Source organism: Flavobacterium sp. (assembly GCF_029945805.1).
In the GTDB taxonomy this organism is placed as follows: Bacteria; Bacteroidota; Bacteroidia; order Flavobacteriales; family Flavobacteriaceae; genus Flavobacterium.
The window spans coordinates 32,554-54,961 of record NZ_JAQSDH010000015.1 but is presented as its reverse complement, the minus strand read 5'-3'; the positions used below and the strand labels follow the sequence as shown (position 1 = coordinate 54,961).

General features: G+C 36.2%; 12 protein-coding genes. 8 read left to right on the top strand and 4 right to left on the bottom strand.

Annotated features, from left to right (window positions below):
- Positions 1–195 precede the first annotated feature (195 nt).
- The 8 genes from PSU83_RS03650 (at position 196) to lysA (ending at position 14,778) form a co-directional block, all read left to right on the top strand.
- Entirely contained in the window at positions 196–2,016 is a 1,821-nt protein-coding gene (locus PSU83_RS03650) for a chloride channel protein (protein WP_300586832.1), read from the top strand.
- A 91-nt stretch (positions 2,017–2,107) separates the two neighbouring features.
- Positions 2,108–4,939, top strand: a complete 2,832-nt coding sequence (uvrA, locus tag PSU83_RS03645) for an excinuclease ABC subunit UvrA (protein WP_300586842.1) — start codon at positions 2,108–2,110, stop codon at positions 4,937–4,939.
- Positions 4,940–4,982: 43 nt separating this feature from the next.
- Positions 4,983–5,708, top strand: coding sequence for a TIGR00730 family Rossman fold protein (locus PSU83_RS03640; RefSeq protein ID WP_300586831.1), 726 nt, complete (start codon positions 4,983–4,985; stop codon positions 5,706–5,708).
- Between the two features lie 80 nt (positions 5,709–5,788).
- Entirely contained in the window at positions 5,789–7,222 is a 1,434-nt protein-coding gene (locus PSU83_RS03635) for an MBOAT family O-acyltransferase (protein ID WP_300586830.1), read from the top strand.
- Positions 7,222–8,112, top strand: a complete 891-nt coding sequence (locus PSU83_RS03630; protein WP_300586829.1) for a hypothetical protein — start codon at positions 7,222–7,224, stop codon at positions 8,110–8,112. Before PSU83_RS03635 ends, PSU83_RS03630 begins: the two co-directional genes overlap by 1 nt.
- Before the next feature lie 62 nt (positions 8,113–8,174).
- Positions 8,175–10,919 (top strand): aminopeptidase, encoded by a 2,745-nt coding sequence (locus PSU83_RS03625; RefSeq protein ID WP_300586828.1) that lies wholly within the window; start codon positions 8,175–8,177, stop codon positions 10,917–10,919.
- A gap of 186 nt (positions 10,920–11,105) precedes the next feature.
- The gene (locus PSU83_RS03620; protein ID WP_300586827.1) at positions 11,106–13,511 is read left to right on the top strand and encodes an alpha-ketoacid dehydrogenase subunit alpha/beta; all 2,406 of its coding nucleotides are present in this window, start codon (positions 11,106–11,108) and stop codon (positions 13,509–13,511) included.
- A gap of 61 nt (positions 13,512–13,572) precedes the next feature.
- Positions 13,573–14,778, top strand: coding sequence for a diaminopimelate decarboxylase (gene lysA / locus PSU83_RS03615; protein ID WP_300586825.1), 1,206 nt, complete (start codon positions 13,573–13,575; stop codon positions 14,776–14,778).
- A 54-nt stretch (positions 14,779–14,832) separates the two neighbouring features.
- Here the strand turns inward: lysA and pafA are convergent, their stop codons facing one another.
- From pafA to PSU83_RS03595, 4 genes are all read right to left on the bottom strand, one after another.
- Positions 14,833–16,446, bottom strand: coding sequence for an alkaline phosphatase PafA (gene pafA, locus PSU83_RS03610; protein WP_300586824.1), 1,614 nt, complete (start codon positions 16,444–16,446; stop codon positions 14,833–14,835).
- A 125-nt stretch (positions 16,447–16,571) separates the two neighbouring features.
- Positions 16,572–18,449: an OmpA family protein gene (locus PSU83_RS03605; protein WP_300586823.1), complete on the bottom strand. Its 1,878-nt coding sequence runs from the start codon at positions 18,447–18,449 to the stop codon at positions 16,572–16,574.
- Between the two features lie 10 nt (positions 18,450–18,459).
- On the bottom strand, positions 18,460–19,419 hold the full coding sequence (locus PSU83_RS03600; protein ID WP_300586821.1) for a type IX secretion system membrane protein PorP/SprF: 960 nt from the start codon (positions 19,417–19,419) through the stop codon (positions 18,460–18,462).
- Positions 19,420–19,436: 17 nt separating this feature from the next.
- Positions 19,437–22,408 (bottom strand): gliding motility-associated C-terminal domain-containing protein (locus PSU83_RS03595; RefSeq protein WP_300586820.1); only part of this gene is annotated, 2,972 nt, incomplete at its 5' end.

The following is a 22,408-nucleotide window of genomic DNA, read 5'->3' as shown; positions in this document are numbered from 1 at the left end:
AAACACCACTAAAAATATATTTTGAACGATACCTCATGTCAATTAGAATTTTTATTGTCTGTCTGGGCTTGTCGAAGATCTTTTTTTAGTACTTCGACAAGCTCAGTGTGACATTTTCTGTACAATAGGATGCAAAATTATAATTGCACCCAATGGGTTAATGTAGTATTTTAGCAGATTCAAAGATTTGAATAAATGCCTACGACTAAAGCGTCCAATTTTAAAATTGTTATTAGAACCATTTTCAGAAGAGCCGAAAATTTAATTTTCCTTCTGAAAGATAAACTAAGCGAGCGTAATTTTATCTATTTTGCAAGTATTGTTGTAGCCATTACGTGTTCAATCGCCGTAATAATTCTTAAAAGTTTTGCCCACAATATTTTCCTCTGGGCAAATGAAATCAATGGATTTCTGAAATTACCTTACATTAACAGCTTACTGCCAATCATCGGAATTTTGCTCACCGTTTTTGTAGTTCGGAATTTCTTGGGCAATAGTTTAGAAAAAGGTAGTTCTAAGGTTTTGTATGCGGTTGCCAAAAAAGGAGGGATTATTCCAAAAAAACAAATGTATTCGCAATTAATAACGAGCTCTTTGACTGTTGGCCTTGGAGGTTCTGCAGGTTTAGAAAGTCCGATTGTGATTACGGGCGCAGCTTTTGGATCTAATTTTGCGCAGAAATACCACCTTTCTCAAAAAGACCGAATTTTGCTTTTGGCCTGTGGTGTTGCTGCCGGAATTGGTGCCGCTTTTAACGCTCCCATTGCTGGAGTATTATTTGCGATTGAAATCGTTTTAACTGATGTCTCTATCTCAGCCTTTATCCCAATAATTATTTCTGCAGCAACAGGCGCACTAATTTCAAAAGTTGCGTTAAGCGCGGATACGCTTCTTAATTTTGAACAATCACTACAATTTGATTACCACAATACACCATTTTATATTCTATTGGGAATTTTAGCCGGTTTCGCTTCTATTTATCACGCCCGTAATTTTCAGAAAGTAGAAAAGTTTTTCGGAAGTTTCAAAAACAAAGGCTATCGCAGAGCATTATTCGGCGCTTCAATTTTAGCAGTTTTAATATTTTTTTCCCCGACACTTTTTGGTGAAGGTTACGAAAGCATTAAAATTTTGGCTTCTGAAAATCCGAGTGTTTTATTAGATAATACCGTGCTCGAAAAATTCAAAAGCAGCGAATGGATTTTACTAGCGTTTGTTGGTGTAACCATGCTACTAAAAGCTTTTGCTACGGGACTGACTCTGGGCAGCGGCGGGAATGGCGGAAACTTTGCCCCTTCCCTTTTTGTTGGTTCTTATCTTGGTTTTTTTGTTGCTAAATTTGTAAACTTACTAAACTTCACAACGCCATTACCCATTGCCAATTTCACAATTGTTGGTATGGCCGGAATTCTAAGCGGATTGTTTCACGCACCTTTAACTGCCATTTTCCTTATTGGCGAAATTACCGGTGGTTATGATTTGATGGTGCCTTTGATGATCGTTTCTTCTGTGAGTTATGCTGTTTCCAAACAGTTCGAAAAACACTCTATGGATGTAAAACCATTGGCTGATAAAGGTGATGTTTTTACCAGCGACAAAGATAAAAATATATTGCAAAGTATTGACTTGTATAAACTTGCTCATAAAAAATACAAAACCTTAACGCTTGATAACACGCTAGAAAGTGCCGTAAAGGTATTCGCTACTACTGAACAAAAAATAATCCCTATTGTTGATGAAGAGAAAAACTTGGTTGGGATCATCGATTTCGAAACCGCAAAAAAAGTCATTTTCAATCCGTATAACGTGAAATTTATGTCTATTAGTGAAATTATCACCCAGCCGGAAGCCATCATTTTATTAGAAGACAAAGTTGAAAAAGTGATGAAGCAGTTTGAAACTGCGAATGCGTCGATTTTACCCGTAATTCAAAAAGGAAAATACTTTGGTTTTATTTCCAAAATAGATCTACTCGAAAATTACCGTCAGCGTTTGAAAGAAATGGTGATTGATTAGTCATTTTTAACAATATCTTCTCAACTGCTTATCTAAAAATCCCTTGCAAAACACTACCTTTGCTTCCGAAATTTCGGAATTTAAAATTGCTATGCTAGATACTGAAAATACTATTGAAGTCCTTGGTGCCCGAGTGCACAATCTTAAGAATATTGATATTTCGATTCCCAGAGAAAAACTGGTGGTAATTACCGGACTTTCGGGCTCTGGGAAATCGTCTTTGGCATTCGACACCATTTATGCCGAAGGACAACGTCGATATGTTGAAACGTTCTCAGCTTATGCGCGACAATTCCTGGGCGGATTGGAACGTCCAGATGTGGATAAAATTGACGGATTGTCACCTGTAATCGCCATCGAACAAAAAACTACGAGTAAAAGTCCGCGATCAACTGTTGGAACCATTACCGAAATTTATGATTTCCTGCGGTTGCTTTATGCGCGTGCCGGCGAAGCGTTCAGCTACGTAACAGGCGAAAAGATGGTTTCCTATTCGGATGATCAAATCAAGGAATTGATTATCAAAAATTTTACTGGAAAACGAATCAATATTCTGGCACCAGTGATTCGGGCTCGAAAAGGACATTATGCCGAATTATTTCAACAAATAACCAAACAAGGTTTTCTGAAAGTTCGTGTAAATGGCACTGTGCAAGATTTACTACCCGGAATGAAACTCGACCGTTATAAAACCCACGACATCGAAATTGTAATCGACAGAATGGTAATTGAAAATAACGAAGAGAACGACAAACGCTTATCCGAAAGTATCAAAACCGCAATGTATCACGGAGAAAATGTCTTAATGATTTTAGATCAAGACACGAATGAAGTTCGGTATTTTAGTCGAAATTTAATGTGTCCAACTTCTGGAATATCCTATCAGAATCCGGAACCGAATTTATTTTCGTTCAACTCGCCAAAAGGAGCATGTGAACATTGTAAAGGTTTGGGAACTGTAAATGAAATCAATCTCAAAAAGATTATTCCAAATGCTAAACTATCAATCAAAAATGGCGGACTGGCTCCACTGGGAGAATATAAAAGTTCATGGATTTTTAAGCAATTGGAAATCATTGGCGAGAAATTTGAATTTTCTATAACGGATTCAATAGAGAAAATTTCGGAGGAAGCGATGCAGATTATATTGTATGGTGGAAAAGATAAATTCTCAGTAGAATCAAAAACGTTAGGCATTACCAAAGAATATAAAATTGAGTTTGAAGGCATTTCCCATTTCATCAAAAATCAATTTGACGAAAGCAACTCAACATCCATAAAACGCTGGGCAAAAGAATTTATGGACGAAGTGGAGTGTCCAGAATGTCTTGGTTCACGTTTGAAAAAAGAAGCCATGTATTTCCGAATTCACGAAAAAAACATTTTCGAATTATCGACTATGGATATTTCGGAATTATCTGCTTGGTTTGACGATGTAGACCATTATTTATCTGAAAAACAAAAAATAATAGCAACTGAAATTGTAAAGGAAATCAAAGACCGACTTCGCTTTTTGGTGAATGTAGGTTTAAATTATTTATCGATTTCACGCAGTTCCAAATCACTTTCGGGCGGTGAAGCACAGCGCATTCGTTTGGCAACTCAAATTGGTTCACAACTTGTTGGTGTACTCTATATTTTGGATGAACCGAGCATTGGTTTACACCAAAGAGATAATGAGAAACTAATTCATTCGTTAGAGCAACTGCGCGATATCGGCAACTCCATTATTGTAGTCGAACACGACAAAGATATGATTGAACGTGCTGATTATGTGATTGATATTGGGCCAAAAGCCGGAAAATTTGGTGGTGAAATTATCAGCAAAGGAACTCCCGCCGAATTGCTCAAAGAACACACCATGACGGCAATGTACTTGAACGGCGAAATGAAAATTGAAGTTCCAAAGAAACGCCGTGAGGGCAACGGAAAATTTATGAAACTTACTGGTGCATCGGGAAACAATCTGAAAAATGTTTCTATCGAATTGCCCTTAGGAAAATTAATCTGCGTAACAGGAGTTTCTGGAAGTGGTAAATCGACTTTAATTAATGAAACTTTGTATCCCATTCTGAATGCCTATTATTTTAATGGCGTAAAAAAACCGCAGCCTTACAAGAAAATTGAAGGTTTGGAACATATCGACAAAGTAATCGACATCGACCAAAGTCCGATTGGACGAACTCCGAGAAGTAATCCGGCAACTTATACTGATGTATTTTCTGAAATCAGAAATTTATATGCTATGATGCCCGAAGCTATGATTCGCGGTTATAAATCAGGACGTTTTAGTTTTAATGTTAAAGGTGGAAGATGCGAAACCTGCGAAGGTTCAGGTGTGCGAACGATTGAAATGAGTTTTCTTCCAGATGTTTATGTGGAGTGTGAAACCTGCCAGGGTAAGCGTTTCAACAGAGAGACATTGGAAATTCGATACAAAGGAAAATCCATTTCAGATGTGTTAAACATGACTGTTGATGAAGCCGTTCCGTTTTTTGAAAACATTCCAAAAATTTACAGAAAAGTCAAAACAATACAAGATGTTGGCTTAGGCTACATCACTTTGGGACAGCAAAGCACCACACTTTCAGGCGGCGAAGCACAGCGTATCAAATTGGCAACTGAATTGTCTAAAAAAGATACCGGAAACACATTCTACATTATGGATGAACCCACAACGGGATTGCATTTTGAAGATATTCGCGTGTTGATGGATGTCATCACTAAATTGGTTGATAAAGGCAATACAATCCTAATAATCGAACACAATATGGACGTAATCAAATTGGCGGATTATATTATTGATATTGGTCCTGAAGGAGGAAAAGGTGGCGGTCAAGTTGTTGCCATTGGCACTCCAGAAGAAGTCGCAAAAAACAAAAAAAGCTACACTGCACCGTTTTTGAAAAAAGAATTACTTTAGCGCGTTTGCTTTAACAGTACTAAAATAGAATAAAATATAAAAAATGAAGAAAGAACAATTTCTAAATGACGATGATAAAATCCAAGACAAATTAAATCAAAAACCTTGGAACGAAATTAGGACCAACGACTCCTGGGCAATTTTTAAAATTATGTCCGAATTTGTAAATGGGTATGAAAGCATGGCGAAAATTGGTCCCTGTGTATCTATTTTTGGTTCAGCCAGAACAAAACCAGACAACAAATATTATTTATTGGCCGAAAAAATTGCCTATAAAATTAGTAAAGCCGGCTATGGAGTTATTACGGGTGGTGGACCCGGAATCATGGAAGCTGGAAATAAAGGCGCGCATAATGGTGGTGGAACTTCGGTAGGTTTGAATATTGAATTACCTTTTGAACAACATTTTAATCCGTATATCGATAAAGACAAAAACTTGAACTTTGACTATTTCTTTGTGCGTAAAGTAATGTTTGTCAAATATGCACAAGGATTTGTAGTAATGCCCGGTGGATTCGGAACTTTAGACGAACTATTTGAAGCGGTAACCCTTATCCAAACTAAGAAAATTGGAAAATTTCCAATCATTTTGGTAGGTTCAGAATTCTGGTCCGGATTATTAGAATGGATAAAAACGGTTATGATTGAAAAAGAAGGGAACGCAAATCTTGACGACATGAACTTGATTAAAGTCGTTGATAATGAAGATGAAGTGGTTGAAGCTTTGGATAATTTCTACAAAAAATACAATTTAAGTCCGAATTTTTAATTAAAATTCCAATAGTAATATTCCAAATTTCAATAGTACTACTTGTTGGAATTTGGGACTTGATTTTTAACTCTTGATTTATGTTTTTTAATTCGTTAAATTTTGCCATTTTTCTTCCAATAGCGTTCTTAATCTATTGGTCCATTGGTAATAAATCAAAAACGAGTCAAAATTTTATTCTAATTCTCGCGAGTTATTATTTTTATTCGTGTTGGGATTATCGCTTTTTATTCTTGTTGATTTTTTCAACTTTACTCGATTATTTATCTGCCATACAAATTGAAAACAGCAAAACCCAAATCCAACGGAAAGTGTGGTTGTGGATTTGCGTTTCGATCAATATAGGTTTTCTAGGAATTTTCAAATATTACAACTTTTTCATTGCATCGTTTACCGACTTATTGAATTCGGCTGGACTTCACACTAATCCGCTGTTGCTAAAAGTCATACTCCCGGTTGGAATTTCATTTTACACTTTTCACGGCTTATCCTATATCATCGATATTTATTACGGACGAATTAAATCAGAGAAAAATTTTATTGATTATTCCTTATTCGTGAGCTTCTTCCCTTTGTTAGTGGCTGGTCCAATTGAACGTGCAACGCATCTTTTACCGCAACTGAAAATAAAAAGAGAATTTAATTTCGAAAAAGCCAAAGAAGGAATTTACCAGATTGTATGGGGCTTGGTCAAAAAAGTGGTGATTGCAGATACGTGCGCCAATTATGCCAACGAAATTTTTAATCATTCCAATTCGATGAATTCGCTTTCGCTGATTTTGGGTGCCGTTTATTTTGCATTCCAGATTTACGGCGACTTTTCAGGATATTCCGATATCGCGTTGGGTACGTCAAAACTCTTCGGAATTGATTTGCTGAAAAACTTTAATTATCCTTACTTTTCAAGAGATATCGCCGAATTTTGGAGACGCTGGCACATTTCGTTAACGACTTGGTTCCGTGATTATTTATACATCCCGCTGGGCGGAAGCAAAGGATCAAAATGGTTGAAAATCAGAAACACGTTTGTCATTTTTTTAGTCAGTGGATTTTGGCATGGTGCAAATTGGACTTTCATAGCGTGGGGATTGATCAATGCGCTATATTTCCTTCCTTTGTTATTGCTCAATCGAAACAGAAACAACATTGATGAATTTACCTTGGGTTTCAATTTTGCATCGTTCAAAATACTAGTTAACATATTGATTACATTTGCAATTACGTGCTTTGCTTGGATATTTTTTAGAGCCAAAACTATACATGATGCGGTTTCATATATCAAAAGAATGTTTACCGATTTGCATTTTTCACAACAGTATTTGACCATCGAACGGTATAGCGCCGAACTCATTTTGATGTTGTTGGTATTTGTTGTTATCGAATGGAATAATCGAACAAAAATTGAACCCATATCAGGAAAATACAGCTGGATAAAATTAGGTTTGTGTATGGCAGTAATTGTAGCTCTCGGCGTTTTTTCAGACTACAAAGAATTCATTTATTTCCAATTCTAATGAAACAATTTATTTTATTCATAGTAAAAGCACTTTTAATCCTCATGTTAACGATGGTAACGCTTGATGTATTATATACTTTGGTGTATAAACAAAATGACGACCGAAATAAAATCAGTTACCTCTACAATTCTAAAGACAAAGAGTATGATGTTGTTTTCTTGGGCTCGTCTCGAGTGAACAATCATTTTGTGCCAAAAATATTCAATGACAACGGTTATAAAACGTTCAACTTTGGAATGACGCGTTCCCGCTTAGAAGAGTCCGCATTAATGTTAAAATTGATGGTGGAACGCAATTATAAAATCAAAAATCTAATCTTGCAGGTAGATTTGAATATCAATACAAATGATCATTCAGAGGCCATTCGATCACTGTTCATGCCCTATATACATGAATCACAAACTATACGCGATTATTATAAAGATATTCCTGAGTATACTAATTTGATTTATATTCCGTTTTACCGATATTTACATTATGATGCAAGGGTTGGTTTTAGAGAAATGTATTATTCAGCGGTTCATAAAAAAACAAATGCTTTGGAAAACAACGGATTTAATCCTTTGAAATCTTACTCGGGAAAAATGACTCCTGCCGATTTATCAAAATATTATCCGAAGAGAAATAGTGCATACGAAGATATTAAAGCCATTTGCAAGAAAAACAATATTAATTTAATTGCGATAACAACGCCCATGTGCATGAGTACCATTAATCGAGATTATTTCAATCACATCAATTCGGTTTATCCCGAAATCCATAGGTTTGAAAATGCCGTAACTGATGATATGTATTTTGCAACTTGTGGGCATATGAACAAAGCCGGCGCTGTAGAATTTACAAAAGTAGTTTTTAAAGCCTTTTTTAAACCCAAATCACACCATTGAAAAAACTAAGCTACATATTATTCTTTTTCAGTTGCATATCTTTTGCACAACATCACTCCAAAATGATTATGGAAGTTGATAATGAAAAAAAAATAGTTTCCGTTTTACAAGAATTGACTTTTTATAATCAAACCAATGATACTTTATCCTACATTGTTTTAAACGATTGGGTTAATGGCTATACTTCAAAAAATACGCCAATGGCTGAACGCTTTTCTGATGAATTTGAAAGAAGTTTTCATTTGGCCAAAGAAAATGACAGAGGAAGAACTTCTAACTTTACTGCAATTGATCAAAATAAGTCTTTTTTGACCTGGGAAAGAGATGAAAATCATCCGGATGTAATTCAGATTCGGCTTCGAGAAAAGTTGTTGCCAAATCAAAAAATCAAATTGACTCTTACCTATCTGGTTAAAATCCCAAGCGATAAATTCACAGAATATGGCTACGGCGACAATGCAAAAATGAATCTGAAAAATTGTTTCTTGATTCCGGCCCGATACGATAATCATGGATTTGTAAAATATAATAATCTCAATTTAGATGATTGCCCAAACGCACTTTCTAATTATGAAATTGAAATAAAACTTCCTGAAAACTTAGATCTGAATTCTGACTTAAATGAAGATTCTAGAAAAACTGAAATGGGTTTCAAATCTTATTTATTTTCAGGAAAAAACCGGTTGGATTTTAATTTATTTATCGACAACAAAAAGAGTTTTGAAATTTTTAAAAATGCAGATATTGAAGTTGTTTCCGATTTAAAAGATACTCGTTTGACTGATATTCAAAGGGCTATTGTAGCCGATAAGATTGTGAATTATGTCACTGAAAATCTAGGTAAATTTCCAAATGAAAAAATTAGCATTTCTCAAATTGATTATGACCGAAATCCATTTTACGGATTGAATCAATTGCCCGTTTTTATTAGTCCGTTTTCGGATGAATTCTTATTTGAAATTAAGTTTTTAAAGACGTATATAAATAATTATTTACACACTACTTTACAGCTTGATCCACGAAAAGACAATTGGATTTACGACGGAATTCAAGTGTATTTGATGATGAAATATATTGAGGAATACCATCCCGATAGCAAAATGATGGGAAGCGTTGCCAAACTTAAAATCCTCAAAGGCTACAACCTAGTTTCCTTAGATTTTAACGGCCAATACAATTACTTGTACATGTTAATGGCACGTAAAAATTTGGATCAACAATTGAACATGCCGAAAAATGGTCTAATACGATTCAATGATAAAATCGCATCTAAATACAAAGCTGGATTGAGTTTGAGGTATTTGGATAGCTACCTAGAAAACGATGTGGTTCCCAACAGCATAAAGCAATTTTATGATTTAAATAAAAAGCAACAAGCGGAACGAAAAGATTTTGAAACGATTTTAAAGACAAATTCAACAAAGAAAATCGATTGGTTTTTTGACAAAATAATTGATACTCGTGATATTATTGATTACAAATTTGACAAAGTTTCACGAACTAAAGACAGTGTTAGTTTTACTTTAAAAAACAAGATTAATACTAATGTTCCTATCGCTATTTATGGTGTAAAAGATAAAAACATTGTTTTCAAAAAATGGTTTGAAAACGTTAAATCCGATAGTATTTATACGCTTCCTCGCAATGAAGCTGATAAAATTGTAATCAATTACAAAAATGAAGTTCCGGAATTTAATCTGAGAAATAACTGGCGTTCGTTAAGCAGTTTAGGATTAAACCGACCCATTCGTTTCACATTTTTTAAAGATTTGGAGAACCCGTATTACAATCAAATAATATATATTCCAACTTTAGAATACAATTTATACGATGGTTTTTTACCTGGAATTCGTTTTCACAATAAAACAATTTTAGATAAACCACTGATATTTGATATAAATCCAACCATATCAACCAAAGCACAAAGCCTTTCCGGAAAAGGATTTGTATACTACAATCAATACAATCGCGACAGCAATTTATATTTCATTCGCTATGCAATGAGTGGTCATTATCTGCATTACGCGCCAGATGCTTACTATACCAAATTATCTCCAACAGTTTCTTTTAATTTTAGACCCAGTAATTTTAGAGACAACCGAAAACAAGCTTTTATTGTAAAAGAAATCATTGTAAGCAAGGAGAAAACTACTTTTTCTGTTGGCGAAAACACCGAAAATTATGCGATTTTTAATGCCAAATATATAAATACCAAAACGGAAGTCACGAATCATCTTTCGTTTTCAGGTGATTTTCAATATGCTAACAGTTTCGGGAAATTAATGGGGGAAATACAGTATCGCAAACTATATGACAACAATCGTTCGCTAAATCTTCGTGTATTTGCCGGAACCTTTTTGCACAACAAAACAACTTCGAATTATTTTGATTTTGGCTTAGACCGACCAACCGATTACCTTTTTGAAAGCGACTATTTAGGAAGGTCAGAAACTACTGGTCTTTTCAGTCAACAATCTATTGTTTCTGATGGTTTTTTTAAATCTAAGTTGGAAACTAGAACTGCAAACCGATGGATGACGACCATAAATGGCGGCTACACGATTTGGAGTTGGATTGAAGGTTATGGCGATATTGGGATGATCAAAAATACTGATGTTACACCCAAATTTGTCTACGACAGTGGCATCCGCTTGAATCTTGTGACAGATTATTTAGAATTGTATCTTCCAGTTTATTCGAACAACGGTTGGGAAGTAGGACAAAAAAATTATGGTGAAAAAATACGATTTATTGTCGCTTTTAGGCCCGAAACTTTACTTACACTTTTTACCAGAAAATGGTTTTAAAACGTTGTGAAATTTAATTTATTTTAGACAATTATCTGATTACTTGATTTTTTATTAAATATTCGTCAGAATATATCCTTTTTACGACAGATAATTTACAGATACTTAAATTTTATTTTTAGCCGAGAATTAACTTTATTGCTACTTTTTATTTAAATTTGTTTCTTTAAGAAATAAATTTAAATTATGTCTGAAGCTACATCCAAAACCGAAATCACATTTGAAGACTTTAAACAAGAAGTATTAAATGATTATAAAATTGCTACCATAAGCAGAGAATGCAGTCTTTTAGGACGAAAAGAGGTGCTAACAGGTAAAGCTAAATTCGGAATTTTTGGTGACGGAAAAGAAGTGCCGCAATTGGCGATGGCCAAAGCATTTCAAAACGGAGATTTCCGCTCGGGTTACTATCGTGATCAGACTTTTATGATGGCGATTGGCCATTTATCTATACAACAATTTTTTGCCGGATTATATGGACATTCCGATTTAGCTCAAGAACCAATGAGCGCCGGACGGCAAATGGGTGGACACTTTAGCACACATTCGATTGACGAAAATGGCAATTGGAAAAACCTAACACAACAAAAGAATTCAAGTGCCGATATTTCTCCAACAGCCGGTCAAATGCCGAGATTGTTGGGATTAGCTCAAGCTTCAAAAATCTATAGAAACGTTCGCGGATTGGAAAATTTTACTGATTTTTCAAATCAAGGAAATGAAGTAGCTTGGGGAACCATTGGCAATGCTTCTACTTCTGAAGGCTTATTTTTTGAAACCATTAATGCTGCCGGAGTTTTACAAGTTCCGATGATCATCAGCGTTTGGGATGATGAATACGGAATTTCGGTTCACGCACGGCACCAAACCACAAAAGAAAATATCTCTGAAATCTTGAAAGGGTTCCAAAGAGACGAGAATACTAAAGGCTATGAAATCTTCCGAGTTAAAGGTTGGGATTATCCGGCTTTGGTTTCTACGTATGAAAAAGCAGCCGAAATTGCCCGTGAAGAGCACGTTCCAGTTATGATTCACGTTCAAGAACTGACACAACCGCAAGGACATTCAACTTCAGGTTCTCATGAGCGTTATAAAAATGAAGCCCGTTTAGCGTGGGAAGCGGATTTTGACTGTTTGGCTCAAATGAGAATCTGGATAGTGCAAAATGATTTGGCCACAATCGAAGAGTTAGAGTCTATTGAAAACAACTCGAGAAAAGAAGTTCTCGAAGGAAAAAAAGCAGCATGGGCAGCATTCGTGGCGCCAATGAAGGAAGAACAACAGGAATTAGTTTCCTTATTAAATTCAATTGCAAATTCAAGTGATAAGAAAGCTTTTATCGAAAAAGAAGCCGCTGATTTAGCTGCAATAAAACAACCTATCCGTAAAGAAATATTAGTCGTTGCTCGTAAAGTTTTACGCATGATTGTTTCTGAAAACGGCAAAACAGCCTTGGCAAATTGGATAACAAATTACACGAATAAAATTCAACCCACATTCAGTTCACATCTGTTTTCACAATCGGATAAAAATGTACTGAATGCTTCTGAAGTAGCTGCAACTTACAATGATGCTGCAGAGGAAGTTGATGCACGTTTGGTGTTGCGTGATAACTTTGACGCTCTTTTTTCAAAATATCCTGAAGCCCTAATTTTTGGTGAAGATGCTGGAAATATTGGCGATGTAAATCAAGGATTGGAAGGCATGCAAGAGAAATATGGCGAACTTCGTATTGCCGATGCAGGAATCCGTGAAGCTACGATTCTTGGGCAAGGTATTGGAATGGCGATGCGTGGTTTGAGACCTATTGCCGAAATTCAGTATTTAGATTATTTATTATACGCCATTCAGATCATGAGTGATGATTTGGCTACACTTCAATACCGAACTCGCGGAACGCAAAAAGCACCGTTGATTATTAGAACACGTGGTCACCGTTTGGAAGGCATCTGGCATTCGGGTTCACCCATGGGAATGATTATCAATGCGATTCGCGGAATTCACGTTTTGGTTCCGAGAAACATGACCAAAGCGGCTGGTTTTTACAATACATTATTAGAAACAGATGAGCCTGCATTAGTTATTGAATGCCTTAATGGCTATCGTTTGAAAGAGAAAATGCCAACCAATTTAGGCGAATTCAAAACCCCAATCGGAGTGGTAGAAACAATCAAAAATGGAAGCGATATAACTATCGTTTCTTATGGCTCTACTTTAAGAATCATTGAACAAGCCGCTAAAGAATTAATGGAAATTGGTATCGATGTCGAGATCATTGATGCACAATCTTTATTACCTTTTGACATCAATCACGATTGTTTAAAATCGGTTATGAAAACGAATCGTTTGCTTGTAATTGACGAAGATGTGCCTGGCGGAGCAAGTGCGTATATTTTACAGCAAATCATTGACGAACAAAACGCATATCATTATTTAGATAGTCAACCGCAAACACTAACAGCAAAAGCGCACCGCCCGTCTTATGGAACCGATGGCGATTATTTCTCAAAACCTTCTTCGGAAGATGTTTTTGAAAAGGTATATGCTATTATGCACGAGGCCAAACCTGAGCAATTTCCGAGTTTGTATTAAAAATAGAAAAGAGCCGATTGGCTCTTTTTTTACGGCTATTTTATATATTTGCCAAAAAAACATGCAACCCAAAGAATTATTAGACTTAGCTACCACTTTCGGGAATCCGTTATATGTTTATGACGCCGATAAAATTGAGGTTCAATACAATCGTTTGACCAGTGCTTTTGCCAAGGTTGAAAAATTGCGTATCAATTACGCGATGAAAGCCTTGTCAAATATTTCAATTCTGAAGCTACTTAAGAATTTGGGTTCTGGTTTGGATACGGTTTCCATTCAGGAAGTACAATTGGGTTTACATGCCGGATTTACTCCCGATAAAATCATTTTTACACCCAACGGAGTTTCCTTCGAAGAAATTGAAGAAGTGGCAAAGATGGGCGTTCAAATTAATATTGACAATCTTTCAATATTGGAACATTTTGGGGCTAAATATCCAAAGATTCCCGTTTGTATTCGTATCAATCCGCATGTGATGGCTGGTGGAAATGAGAATATTTCTGTTGGACATATTGATAGTAAATTTGGGATTTCTATATACCAAATTCCACATGTATTACGTATTGTTGAAAATACCAAGATGAACATCAACGGCATTCACATGCATACTGGTTCCGATATTTTAGATATCGAAGTGTTCTTGTATGCCTCGGAAATTTTATTTGATGCTGCCAAACAATTTAAGAATTTAGAATTCCTTGATTTTGGTTCTGGTTTTAAAGTGCCTTATAAAAAAGGAGATATTGAAACCAATATTGAAGAATTGGGTAAAAAATTAACCAAACGATTTTTGGCTTTCGAAAAAGAATATGGACGCGAGTTGACTTTAGCTTTTGAGCCAGGAAAATTCTTGGTAAGTGAAGCCGGTTATTTTTTGGCCAAAGTGAATGTAATCAAACAAACAACATCAACGGTTTTTGCCGGAATTGATAGTGGATTTAACCATTTGATTCGCCCGATGTTTTACGGTTCGCAACACGGAATTGAGAACATTTCCAATCCCAAAGGAAAAGAGCGTTTTTACACTGTGGTAGGCTACATCTGCGAAACGGATACTTTTGCCAATAACCGAAGAATTGCTGAAATTCATGAAGGCGACACGCTTTGTTTCAAAAATGCTGGAGCATATTGCTTTTCAATGGCATCCAACTACAATTCCCGTTTCAAACCAGCCGAAGTGTTGTGGAAAAATGGCAAAGGGCATTTGATACGAGAACGCGAAACTTTTGAGGATTTGCTGCAGAATCAGATATTGATTGAGGTTTAAATAAACACAGATTTCACAGATTTTAGCTGCGAAATTTGTGAAATCTGTGTTTTCTTATTTATCCAAAATCTCAGTTAAAACTTCACTTTCTGTTCCGTTTGGCAAGGTGATCTTTAGTTTTTGAGCTAATGTTGGTGCAATTTCTGTAATTGCTTTTTTATCGTGACTTTCTCCTTTTTTGATGTTCCAACCATAGAAAATAAGTGGCACATGAGTGTCGTAACTATAGGTTGTTCCGTGTGAAGTTCCGGTTGGACCGTATTCGATGTAACCTGGTTTATCAAGAATTACGATATCACCGCTTTGCGTTACGTCATATCCTTTGGCAATACAATTTAAATGGTAATCTGCTCCCGGATTTGCTAGGATTTCTTCTTCCGTATATACTCTTTTTACCTGCTCTTGCGTCATTAAATAGTCCTTAAAAGCTTGTTTTACTTTTACCAAATCCAAGCCTTTAGTTTTGATGATTTCTTTATCGAAATGTAAATTAAAGCTGCCGTAATTCTTAACTAAATCTGCTCCGAAAGTATCTACAGAAAACTTCTTTAAATCTTTGGTAATTTCTTTGTAATCCACATTGATTACATTGTATTTATTATCTCTTAGGAATCTGGCATTTTCTGCTCCAGCGTGATCGGCGGTAAGGAAAACAAGATAATTTCCTTTTCCAACAGTTTTGTCCAGATAATTTAAAAAATCAGCAATCGTTAAATCAAGACGTAAGTATGTATCCTGTAATTCCATTGAACGCGGCCCAAGAATATGTCCAACATAATCTGTAGAAGAAAAGCTCACTGTTAGAAAATCAGTAACATCATCTTTTCCTAGCATTTCTTTTTCGATAGCTAATTTGGCAAAATCCGCTACATAATCATTTCCGAACGGCGTGGTACGTAAAACTCCAGCATCGTTTTTTTCAACCATCAATTTTAAATCATACGGAAAAACAGGCTTATCTACTTTGTATAATTTACCTTCATACGGATTATCGTCTGCCAAACTTTCGCCATAAGTCGCAACAGGTTTTAACAAATCCCAACCTTTATTAATATAATTCATATACCCTTTTTTCGCATTGAATTCGGTTACCCAATCCGGAAGTTTATCGCCATAAAAGGTACTTGAAATAAAGTTTCCGGTTTTGCTGTACCAAAATGCCCAATTGGCAAAATGCCCGGCTGGAAGAATGGAACCTCGATCTTTCATGCTGATTCCAATAACCTTTCCTTTGAAGTTGGTAGATAACCGTAATTCATCAGTAATTGTAGTGGTTTGAAGGTTTTTTGGAGACATTTCACCTTCGTCTTTAGTTCCGTCACCAATGGTTTTTACCGAGGTATCTTCTGTACAATACACTTCTTTTCCAAGACTTCTGCTGTACCAATCGTTACTAACAATTCCGTGCATTGCTGGGGTTGTTCCCGTATAAATTGAAGCGTGTCCTGGAGCAGTATAGGTTGGCATGTAATTGAAATGCATGTTATGAAAAGTATACCCATCATTCATCATTCGCTTAAAGCCATTCTGGGAAAAATCATTTTGAAAACGGTACAGGTATTCCATTTTCATTTGGTCTACCACAATTCCGACTACTAATTTTGGACGTTCTTGAGCGGAAAGATTTAGAATACAGCAAAAAAATGTGAAAGACAGAAGGTTTTTCATGATTTAATATATTGAGTTACAAAAATACGGATTTGGGAGGAATAGTATAAAAAAAATGTGTGCCAATTAAGACACACATTTAATTCAAAATCTAAATTCTACTCTATTAAAACAATAACTAACTTTTATTTTAAAATCATAAACGTGCATCTACGATTGGTGGCATGCTCTTGTTCAGTACAATCGTTATTTGGGCAAATAATTAACGGCTTGCTTTCGCCATAACCAATCGAACGCAGTCGCTTTCTATCAATACCATTCTGCACTAAATATTCCAATGCAGACGCGGCTCTTTTGTTGGATAACCTCAAATTATACATTTCCGATGCACGGGTATCCGTATGTGAACCTATCTGAATTTCCATATATGGATATTTCTTAAGTATGTCCAAAAGTACAGTAAGAACTTCGGCTGCTTGCGGCTTGATATCCCATTTATCCAAATCGAAATAAATATTTTCCAGATCGATTAAAACAGTTCCATCTTCCTTTTTGTTGATAATATCTTCCGCATCATAATACGACTCGACTTTCATCTGTAAATCGATATACACTTTGCCTTTTTCGCTTGTATCAAATGTTGCTTCAGCTGGAATATAAAAATCTTTGAAAGCCATGATTTTATACTTTTTGTTTGGCTCCGTATTGAACGTAAATGTTCCGTCTTTACCCACCAGAACTTCTTCTAAAAGATTTCCTGCTTCATCATATAATTTTACAGTTGACCCAGGTAAAAGTTGCGTTGATTTCATATCTCTAACTTCACCTTCAACTAAGTATTGCAGTTTATTATCTTCACGAACGAAAGTGTATAAATTATCATCGCCTGTTCTGTTGGAAGCAAAATATCCCTTATCATTTTCGTCAAGGATGAAATTGAAATCATCCATTTCGCTATTGATTGTTGAGCCCAAATTTAATGGTTTATCAAATTCGGTATCACTAATTTTCATTGCCATGAAAACATCTAAGTTTCCATTTCCCTGATGTCCATCAGAAGCAAAATACAACGTTCCATCAGCAGTCAAAAAAGGAAATTGTTCCCGCTGGCTGGTATTGACAGTTTCACCCAAATTTCTAGGAACACTATAAGTTCCGTCATCGTTTATATCGACAACATAAATATCAAATGAGCCTAAAGAACCAGGCATATCACTAGCAAAATAAAGCTTCGTTCCGTCTTTAGTCAAGAAAGGATGTTCTACGGAATACGCATCGCTTGAAAAAGGCATCATTGTCACATTCGTCCATTTTCCCTCAACAAATTCGGCTTTGTAGATTTTAATCATGGCTATTTTTTCCTCACCAACCTTTACGCGCTTTTCACCGCTTCTGTTGAAATACATCGTTTTCAAATCAGCGCTGAATGTGGCATTACTTTCGTGTTTTTTAGTATTGATGTCCGATGAAAAAGGGACCACGTTAGACAATTGTCCTTTACTATCCACTGTTGCCGAAAACAAATCTAAGTAAGGTCTGTCGTTCCAGCCGTATGCTTTTTCAACCGCATTTCTAACGGATGCAAAAACTACTTTATCTCCAAAAAAAGAAATTCCGAAATCACCGTTGGTTTTGTTCTTCGACATCATTTCGAGTTTGAAACTACTTGGAGTATTTCGGGTAACATTCTTCATGAATTTTGGTGTGTTTTGATCAAATCCTAAATATTCCGACATTATTGCATCGCCTTTATCAAAATCGGCTGTTCCTTTTAGCGCATTGGCATATCTAAAAAACACTTCCTTTTTCACACTGTCTTTGTGAGTGAAAAACAATTGTCCGTAGGCACGAACCGCATTAATCATTTGAAAATTGTAATAATAACTGTCACCCAAATTTTGCAGCACCATTTTCGATTGCGGAAGTTGTTCATAAGCTTCCGCAGCTTTAACGTAGGATTTACCGGCGAACAAAGTGTTTGCCTCTTTAACACTGAACTTTTTTTGGGCAAAAAGAGTGGTGATACTGCAAAAAACAAAAAGTATGTAGTAGAATTTTTTCATCATTTTCATTTTAAAAGAATCGCGGCGATTTATCATATCCTTTTCCAGAAGAAGAAAGTTTACTTAAATCTAAATCAAATAGTATAAAAACTTCATGCGAACCCGAATTGAAATTTCTCAAATTGGAAAGCGTATAATCATAAGAATATCCTATTCTGAGTGTTGGTGTAACATAGAAACTAGCTAATCCGCTAACGGAATCGCCCAATCTGTAACCAACTCCCGCTTCAAATTTATTATTGATTAATACGTTGGTTGTTAGGTCTAATGAAACCGGCGCTCCCTCAACCCCTTTTGCCATAAAAGCAGGTTTAAATTTAAAGTTGTCGTTTCCGTTAAAAGTAAACACGTAGCCACCAGTCATGAAAAAATGAACCGCTTCTACTCCACTTCCAGACCGACCGTTTATGGTTTCAATATGTCTTGAGGTCATCAAATTTGGCGTTGAAAATCCCAAATAATAATTTGACCCGAATAAATATGTCCCTGCTCCGATATTGGGAAACACTTGGCTAATGTTATTCTGAAATGCAGGATCAACCGCAGGATCCGTTAGATTGAATCCATTGAAATTTGTGTCAAATAAAGTGACTCCAGCTTTTAATCCAAAAGATAACTTGGTAGTTTCGCTTAAAGGCAGCACATAGGCAAAGTCGGCAAAAATATTATTCTCTTTTACTACATCACCAATTTCATCATGAACAATTGAAATACCAACTTCAACCCTTTTTGACAATGGTTTGTGAGCAAAGAACGATTGTGTGGTAGGTGCACCTTTTATACCAACCCATTGTGCCCGATATAATCCGCCAAGGTTAATTACGTCTGCATTATCGGTTGCATAGGCTGGGTTTATCACACTCATATTATACATATAATGTGTAAACTGCGGATCTTGTTGCGCCTGTAGTTTTGAAGTCAAAAATACAACAAGCACTACTAAGAGATATTTTATAATTTTATGTTTCATAGTGGCTCTTTTCTCCATTATCTGTTTAGATATAATCTACCTTGAATCGCTTTTCTTATTCCGTCATTGAATTCGAGAATATAGAAGTAGACTCCAGTTGGTAGTAAATTATTCCCTAATTTAAATCCGTTTTCAGTAGTTGTTCCATCAAAATTTGGAAAGTTTTTATTTCCTGTATAGATTAAATTTCCGTAACGGTTATAAATTTCCATTTTGAACTTCGGATATAGAATAGCAAGATTCGGAATTTCAAAAGTGTCATTGATTCCGTCATTGTTCGGAGAGAATCCATCTGGAATTTCGATATCACAGAAAGACAAATCAATCTGAACTTCAAGTCTAGAACTTTCACAACCATTTACTGAAAGTACAGCTCCATAATACGTGGCTCCATCAACTAATAAATCAGTATTGCCATAAGCCGTTCCACCTGTTGCTGCATCGTACCAAATCAAATTTGGCGTACCAACAACATTCGCAGATAAATCGGCAATAGTTGGTGCTGGAACATTGGTTCCACAGAATTGATATCCGTCAGCAATTAATTCCGGTGAAGGCAATGAAGTAACATTGAAAACATCGTTTGGAAATATAGTACCTGTGATTCCGCAAGTTGCTATCGTTGATGTCAATTGAGTGAAGGTAATTGTAGTATCTCCGTTAGTTATAATAGCTGCTCCGGGAATTGCAAACGTTGCAACTCCGCCAGTAAATGTTACAGAAATAGTGGTGGTTGCTGTATTAGCTCCTGTTAATTGATAGGTTATAGAATAGGTTCCATCTGTCAAACCAGTTGCTCCTGAAATTGTTACTAGACTACCAAAAGTAGGACACGTATCTTGAGCCGAAACGGTTGCTCCTGTAGTATTCAAGAGTGGATTGATAGTGAAATTAGCTGAAGCATTCTCATTAGTATTCGAACAACCTGTAGAAGTTATAATTCCAGTGATTGTTATCGTATAATTTGCAGCAGCAGTAAATGTAGCACTCGGAATTGTAAATGATCCAACACCCGAAGTGATAGTAACATTTCCGCTTGTTCCTGAAACTGGATTCGCTGTTGGAATGGAGTAATTAAATTGGTACACGCCATCCGGAAGATTTGTAGCTCCTGCAATTGCTACCACTATAGCATCTCCAAGACAACCATTGGCAACAGATAAATTCGTATTGTCAATATCAGCTAATGGTATGATGCTAATTTGTGCCGCAACATTTGTTAAGATAGTAGTACAAGTCGATGTTGTGTTAGCTATGCTCGTAAAGGTGATAATCGTTGTTCCTACATTTGGAATCGATGCTGTTGGAACAGTAAAACTTCCTATACCAGCCGCTATTGTTACAACTACTGATTGTCCAACTAAAGTATTACTACCTGATAAATCGTAATTTAAAGTATACGTTCCGTCTGCCATTCCGCTAAGATTAATTGTGGCATTCGTTCCGATACAACTTGGTATTGTTGAAATATTCACAGTAGTCAATTGTGGAGTGGCCAAAATCGTAAACTGCACTACTTCTGTATCTGTTCCGCACGCATTGGTAACGATATACGTATAACTGTACGTTCCGGCTGCAAAATTTATGATGTTCAAAGGAGAAGTTACTGCTACTGAAGCACTATCTGTCCAAACTCCACCAGATGATTGTCCGGTTAAAAGCGTTGCTAAATCGAATATCCCAACGGATGGACAAACGGACTGAATACCGCTAAATGTTCCCGCAGTTAAAGGTCCGACAACGGAGAACGTAATATTTGCATCTTGAGTTGTGTTTGAACAACCCGAAGTATAGATAATTCCGCTGATGGTAATTGTATAATTACTAACCGTACCGAAAACTGAAGCAGGAACTGTAAACTGACCATTTCCTCCAGTAATTGTTACGTTTCCGGAATTTCCTGTCGGTGGAGTTGCACCTGGAATTGCATAATCAAATTGATAAACGCCATCAGGAAGACTCACTGCATTCGAAATAACAACTATAGCGTCACTTCCCAAACAAACAGCAGAAACAGCAATATTAGCATTGTCAATTTGAACTAATGGATTAATTGTAATTGTTGCAATTACAGAAGTTAACGTAATTTGACAAGTTGAATTTGCATCCTGAATTGTATTGAATGTAATGGTACTAGTTCCAGCATTAGGGACACTTGCTGCCGGAATAGTGAAACTTCCTATGCCACCAATAATTGTAACTGTCGTAATTTGGTTTGCCAAGGTATTACTTCCACTTAGACTGTAATTCAAATTGTAAGGTCCATCCACCATTCCAGTTAAATTGACAACAACATCAGTACCGATACAAGCCTGTGAAGAAGTAACATTTGCACTGGTTAATATTGGATTTGGTAAAATTATGAATTGTACTTCTTCTGTATCTACAATTCCACATGAATTTGAAACTGAATACGTGTAAGTGTATGTTCCTGCAACAAAATTACTGATATCAACTGGTGTTGTATCTGACCAAGTTCCACCAGAATCCTGACCTGTCAGTAATGTATTCAAATCTATAGTTCCAACCGAAGTACAAATTGATGGAGCGGCAACTGCTGTTCCTGCATTTGCTTGTAAATTGACTACGACAGTTACCGTTGAAGCACTAGTTCCACAAGGAGCAGTTCCAACTACAGTATAAGTGAAATTGTATGTTCCAACTCCAACTGTTGATGGATTGAAAATGTTATTTACTAAAGCTCCAGATGCATCATCGTCGTTCCATGATCCAGTTCCCTGAGTTCCATCTAGTCCTGCGAACAAGTCAACAGAAGTTACATTGGCGCATGTTGTTAAAGTTTGCCCTATTCCTCCTGAATTTGGTGCCGCAATTACATCGACAATAACTGTTGCTGTAGAAGGAGGAGTACACGCGCCAACCGTATAAGTATAGGTTGCTGCGGTATCCACAGTAGGATCAAAAACTCCAGTCCCACTTGCTAAAGTTGGCGTCCAGATTCCTCCTGCTTGAGGGGTTCCTTGTAATG